This window comes from Curtobacterium sp. B8 (assembly GCF_000333315.1).
GTDB lineage: Bacteria > Actinomycetota > Actinomycetes > Actinomycetales > Microbacteriaceae > Curtobacterium > Curtobacterium luteum.
The window spans coordinates 1-5,866 of sequence record NZ_BACW01000534.1 but is presented as its reverse complement, the minus strand read 5'-3'; the positions used below and the strand labels follow the sequence as shown (position 1 = coordinate 5,866).

The window sequence follows — 5,866 nt, the reverse complement described above, 5'->3', positions numbered from 1 at the left end:
GATCGCACTGCCGGTGAGCTTGCCGGCGAGCGGCGGGTACGCCTTCGCGACGGCACGCGCGGCCCCGGTCTTCGTCGGCACCATGTTGAGCGCCGCCGAGCGACCCCGGCGCGGTCCCGGGTGGTGGTTGTCGGTGAGGTTCTGGTCGTTCGTGAACGAGTGGACCGTCTCGACGTGCCCGTGCTCGATGCCGTACCGCTCGTCCAGCGCGGCGAGCACCGGCGTGACGGCGTTCGTCGTGCACGAGGCCGCGGCGAGGATCGGCTCGTCCCCGATCGCGGCGTCGTTCACCCCGTGCACGATGTTCGGGACGTCGCCCGACGCCGGCGCGGTGAGCAGGACGCGGGAGACGCCGGGGGCGGCGAGGTGCGCGGACAGCGTCGACCGGTCGGAGGAGGCTCCCGTGCTGTCGACGACGATCGCGTCGTCGATCCCGTACGCCGTGTAGTCGATCTCGGACGGCGATGCCGCGCCGATGAAGCGGATGACGGTCCCGTTCGCGGTGATCGTCTGCTCGTCCTGGTCGACGGTGATCGTCCCGTCGAAGGGCCCGTGCACGGAGTCGCGCCGCAGCAGGCTCGCCCGCTTGACCAGGTCCTCCGGCCCCGTGGAGCGCAGGACGACCGCTCGGAGGCGGAGTCCGTACGCGCCTCCCGACCGGGCCAGGAGGATCCGTGCGACCAGCCGGCCGATGCGTCCGAAGCCGTACACGACCACGTCTCGCGGCGCGGCCGCGTACGGACCGCTGCCGACCGCGTCCGCGAGGACGAGCCGCAGGTGGTCGTCGAGGCCGAGGGCGTCCTGCCGACGGAAGCCCGCGTTGCAGTCGGCGACGTCGACCACCGAGGGACCGAGGTCGAGCCTGGTCAACGCGTGCAGGACCGGCAGCACCTCGTGGGGCGACAGCTCGACGCCGTCCACGTGTCGCGCGAAGCGGTGCAGCTTGAGGATCTCGTTCACCGAGCGACCGACGAGTCGCCGACCGTGGATCGTCGTCACCACGTTGTGGCGCCGGTGGAGCCCGTCGATGATCGGGACCATCGCGGCCGCGACCGACCCGCGGTCGACCCACTCGTCGAAGACCCGGTCGGTACCCGCGCGGCTCACGCTGCGACCCCGACCGATTCGCTCGTGCCACGCTCGGGCGCCGCCGCGCCGCGCTCGGTCGCCGCCGTGCCGCGCTCGGTCGCCGCCGCGCCGCGCTCGGTCGCCGCCGCCTCGAGGCGCGCCCGGAGGACCTCGAGCTGCGCCCACACGGCGGCGGGGACCGTCGCGCCGAGGGACGTGAAGAACTCCTCGGTGCGGTCCGCCTCGTCGAGCCAGCTGGCCGGATCGACGTCGTGCAGGGCCTGGAGGCTCGTCCCCGACAGCCCGAGGCCGCTCACGTCGAGCGCACCCTCCGCCGGGACGGCGCCGAGCGGCGTCCCGCGGGTCGTGGCCGCTCCTGGTCGCGTGACGCGGTCGGCGATCCACGCGAGGACTCGGGCGTTCTCACCGAAGCCCGGCCAGAGGAACGTGCCGTCCTCACCCTTGCGGACCAGTGACCCCTGAAGACCTTCGGAGCGGCGGCGCCGAGCGCTTCGCCGACGTCGAGCCAGTGCTGCCAGTGCGACCCCATGTCGTAGCCGACGAACGGCAGCATGCCGAAGGGGTCGCGGCGGAGTTCGCCGACCGTGCCCTCCTGCGCGGCGGTGCGCTCGCTCGACACGGTCGCACCCGCGAACACGCCGTGCGCCCAGCTGTCCGTCTCGACGACGAGCGGCACGTTCGTCGCCCGGCGACCGCCGAAGAGGATCGCGTCGACGGGGACGCCGTCCTGCTCGTACCAGTCGTCGGCGAGGGTCCGGCACTGCTCGATCGGGCTCGTGAAGCGGGCGTTCGGGTGCGCTGCGGGCGTGCCCGACGCCGGGGTCCAGTGCTCGCCCCGCCAGTCGATCAGGTGCGCCGGCGGTTCGTCGGTCAGGCCCTCCCACCAGACGTCGCCGTCCTCGGTCAGGGCGACGTTCGTGAAGATCGTCCGCTTCCGCATGGTGTCCATGGCGACGGGGTTCGTGGCGACGGACGTCCCGGGAGCGACGCCGAAGATGCCCGCCTCGGGGTTGATCGCGTACAGCCGCCCGTCCGCGCCCGGTCGGAGCCAGGCGATGTCGTCGCCGATCGTCTCGACGCGCCAGCCCGGCAGCGTGGGCTGCAGCATCGCGAGGTTCGTCTTGCCGCAGGCGCTCGGGAACGCTGCCGCGACGTGCAGGGCGCGACCGTCCGGGTCGGTGAGCTTGAGGAGGAGCATGTGCTCGGCGAGCCATCCCTCATCGCGGGCGATGGTGGAACCGATCCGGAGCGCGAAGCACTTCTTGGACAGCAGCGCGTTGCCGCCGTAGCCGGAGCCGAACGACCAGATCGCCCGTTCCTCGGGGAAGTGCGAGATGTACTTCGTCGGGTTGCTCGGCCACGCGACGTCGGGCCGGCGGGTGCCGTCGGGGTTCCGGAGCGGGTACCCGACGCTGTGCACGCCCGCGACCCAGGCCGTGTCCGGGCCGATGTGTTCGAGGGCGTCGTCGCCCACCCGGGCCATCAGGGCGAGGGAGACCGCGGCGTAGGCGGAGTCGGTGACCTGGACGCCGAGCTGCGAGATCGCGCCGCCGACCGGACCCATCGAGTAGGGCACGACGTACATCGTCCGACCGCGCATCGACTCCGCGAACAGGCCGTTGAGTTCGGCGTGCATCGAGCGCGGCTCGCGCCAGTTGTTCGTCGGACCGGCGTCGGCCGGGTCACTCGTGCAGATGAACGTCCGGTCTTCCATCCGGGCGACGTCGTCCGGGGTGCTCCGTGCGAGGAAGCTGTCCGGACGCAGACCCGGGTCGAGACGGATGAGCGAGCCTTCTTCCACCATGCGGTCCGTCAGGCGGGTCCACTCGGCATCGGAGCCGTCGCACCAGACGACCTCGTCCGGCCGGGTCAGCAGCGCCGTGCGGACGACCCAGTCCGCGAGCTCCCGGTTGGCGAGCCCGTGCCGGTGCGCTCCGTCGGGGACCTCGACGCTCGAGCAGGCGGCAACAGGCGGGTGCGTGTGCCGGTGGACGTCCGCGGCGGGGATCGGGCCCGTCTCGGCATCACCGAAGCGGTGGTCGCGGTTCGTGTCGGTCATCGTCATGCTGGTCTCCTCGTCGAGCCCTACGGTGGTCGTGCTCCTCAGCATGCGGGCGCGGACGGGCGCTATGCTCGCGACCAGACGGAGAAGAACGGCAGTTCTTCACACTCGAGGAAGAGTGACGACATGTCCCACGACGACGGCCCGCAGCGACTGCTCGGGCAGTGGATCCGGCACGTCCGCACGACGCGCGGGATGACCCTCGACGTCCTCGGACGCGCCACCGACCTCGCACCGAGCCGCCTGTCGATGATCGAGAACGGGCTCCGGGAACCGAAGGTCTCCGTCCTGGCTCGGATCGCGGCGGCGCTCGACGTCCCGGTGTCGACCCTCACCTCGTCGTCCCCGCCGACCGAGCGGGCGCGGTTGGAGCTCGAACTCGCCGCGTACCAGGACGCACCGCTCGCGGCCCGGCTCGACCTGCCGCGCATCGACGTCCGGAAGAGCCTGCCCGACGACGTCCTCGCGAGCGTCGTCGCGCTGCACGAGGCGTTGGAGCGGCGCGTCCAGGAGTCCGCGGTCACGCAGGCCGCCGGACGCGAGGCGATGATCGCGCTCCGGCTCCAGGGTCAGTCGTCCGACAACTACTACGAGGACATCGAGGACCAGGCAGCCGACCTGCTCGCCACGGTCGAGCGACCGCCGGGGCCGCTCATGCACCACACGGTCGCAGCACTCGCCTCGAAGCTCGGCTTCCGGCTCGTGCACGCCGATGACCTCCCCGCCTCCTCCCGGACGATCACCGACCGGGAGCACGGCGTGGTCTACCTCCCGCCGGCCGCGACTCCCGGTGGCCGTGGACTCCGCAGCCTGGCGCTGCAGGCGCTCGCGCACGTCGTGCTCGGGCACCGACCGCCCGCGGACTACGCCGAGTTCCTGCGGCAGCGCATCGAGATCACGGCGTTCGCGGCCGCGTGCCTCGTCCCGCGCGACGCCGCCGTGCCGTTCCTGCAGCAGGCGAAGTCCCGGCGCGACATCGCCCTCGAGGACTTCCGGGACGCGTTCGGTGTCACGCACGAGACGGCAGCGCACCGGTTCACCACCCTCGCGACCCGCTTCCTCGACCTCCCCGTCCACTTCGTCCGGGTCCGTCGCTCGGGCGCGATCGTCAAGGGCTACGAGAACGACGGCATCACGTTCCCCACCGACACCGACGGCGGGATCGTCGGACAGGTCGTCTGCGCGAAGTGGGCCTCCCGGACGGCCTTCGAGGACCGGAACCGCTCCCGCGAGCACTACCAGTACACGGACACCCCGAACGGTACGTACTGGTGCAGCGTGCAGACCGGGACCGACGACGACGAGTTCTCGATCACGCTCGGCACGCCGTTCGCGCACGCGCAGTGGTTCCGGGGACGCGACACCACCGTCCGGCGGCAGTCGAACTGTCCCGATCCGTCGTGCTGTCGGCGTCCTCCGGCACCGCTCGAGGCGAAGTGGAAGGAGGCCGCCTGGCCGAGCGCGAAGCTCGGCGAGCACGTCCTCGCTCCCCTGCCGACGGGCCGGTTCCCCGGGGTCGACGACGGCGAGGTGTACCGCTTCCTGGAGGCGCACGCGGAGTAGGGCCGCGCGCGACGGTGCCGCACCCGCACACAACCGAAGTCGCCTCGAACCGCGCGTCCGCGTGGTGCGAGGTGACTCTGGTGATGCGAACGCGAACCGCGCCGCGCCGCGCGCCGCGCTACCGCTTCAGGTTCGTCAGCTCCTGCAGCACCTCGTCCGAGGTCGTGATGATGCGCGCGTTCGCCTGGAACCCGCGCTGCGCCACGATGAGGTTGGTGAACTCCTGCGACAGGTCGACGTTCGACATCTCGAGCGTCCCCGCCGCGAGCGACCCGACCCCCGCCGAACCAGGACCGCCGATCGAGGCCTGGCCGGAGTTCGCCGTCGCACGGTAGCCCGAGGCGCCGGTCTTCTCGAGGCCGGCCGGGTTGGCGAACGTCGCGAGGGCGATGCGGCCGAGGGCCAGGGAGGCGCCGTTCGAGAACGTGCCCGTGACCGTCCCGTCCTTCGAGATCGAGTAGCCCTGGAGCGACCCGGCCTCGTGGCCGTTCTGCGACGAGATGGTGGCGGTGTTCAGCGTCGCGAACCCGGTGAGGTCCGACATGTCGACGGCGATGCCACCGACGGTGAGGGCACCGCCCGACGCGACCTTGCCGTCGGCGCCGAACGTGATCGACGAGGTGGCGGTGGCGCCCTGCCCGTTCGTGGCCGTGACGTCCCAGCCGGCGGCGGTTCGCTGGTAGGCGATCGACATGGTGTGCTTCGCGCCGGTGGCGTCGTAGACGGTGGCGTCGCGGGTGACGGTGTCGCCGACGGCCGTGTCCGACGGCAGGTTGCCGGTGAGCGCGGCGGTCGTGGTGCGGACGGCCGGTGCTGCGGCGTCGAGCGGCAGCGTGATGTCGCCGAGCTGGCCGTTGGCGTTGACGACGCCGTTCACGGCCGGGTAGCCCTGGACGATCTTGCCGTCGGAGGACACCAAGCGGCCGTCCGCGTCGAAGTCGAACGCACCGGCGCGGGTGTAGACGGTGTCGTTGCCGAGGCGCGTGACGAAGAACCCGTCGCCGGAGATCATCAGGTCGGTGGCCTTGCCGGTGGCCTGCGCGGAGCCCTGCGCGAAGTTCGTCGAGACCCCGGCGACCTGCACGCCGAGGCCGATCTGCGCCGGGTTCGTGCCGCCGATGCCGGTCTGCGGACCGCCGGCACCCTGGGTCA

General features: G+C 72.1%; 3 protein-coding genes and 1 pseudogene. 1 reads left to right on the top strand and 3 read right to left on the bottom strand.

Features of this window, described 5'->3' with window-relative positions:
- On the bottom strand, positions 1–1,107 hold a 1,107-nt coding region (locus I59_RS14215; RefSeq protein ID WP_022904439.1), incomplete at its 3' end, for a glyceraldehyde-3-phosphate dehydrogenase.
- A gap of 107 nt (positions 1,108–1,214) precedes the next feature.
- Positions 1,215–3,148, bottom strand: a pseudogene (locus tag I59_RS20080) (phosphoenolpyruvate carboxykinase (GTP)); the annotation flags it as partial.
- 129 nt (positions 3,149–3,277) lie between these two features.
- On the opposite strand from I59_RS20080, the gene I59_RS14205 reads away from it, so the two are divergent.
- Positions 3,278–4,714 carry a helix-turn-helix transcriptional regulator gene (locus tag I59_RS14205; RefSeq protein WP_022904438.1) on the top strand — a complete coding sequence of 479 codons (1,437 nt, stop codon included), beginning with the start codon at positions 3,278–3,280 and terminating at the stop codon, positions 4,712–4,714.
- A gap of 118 nt (positions 4,715–4,832) precedes the next feature.
- Here the strand turns inward: I59_RS14205 and I59_RS14200 are convergent.
- On the bottom strand, positions 4,833–5,866 hold a 1,034-nt coding region (locus tag I59_RS14200), incomplete at its 5' end, for a flagellar hook protein FlgE (protein ID WP_022904437.1).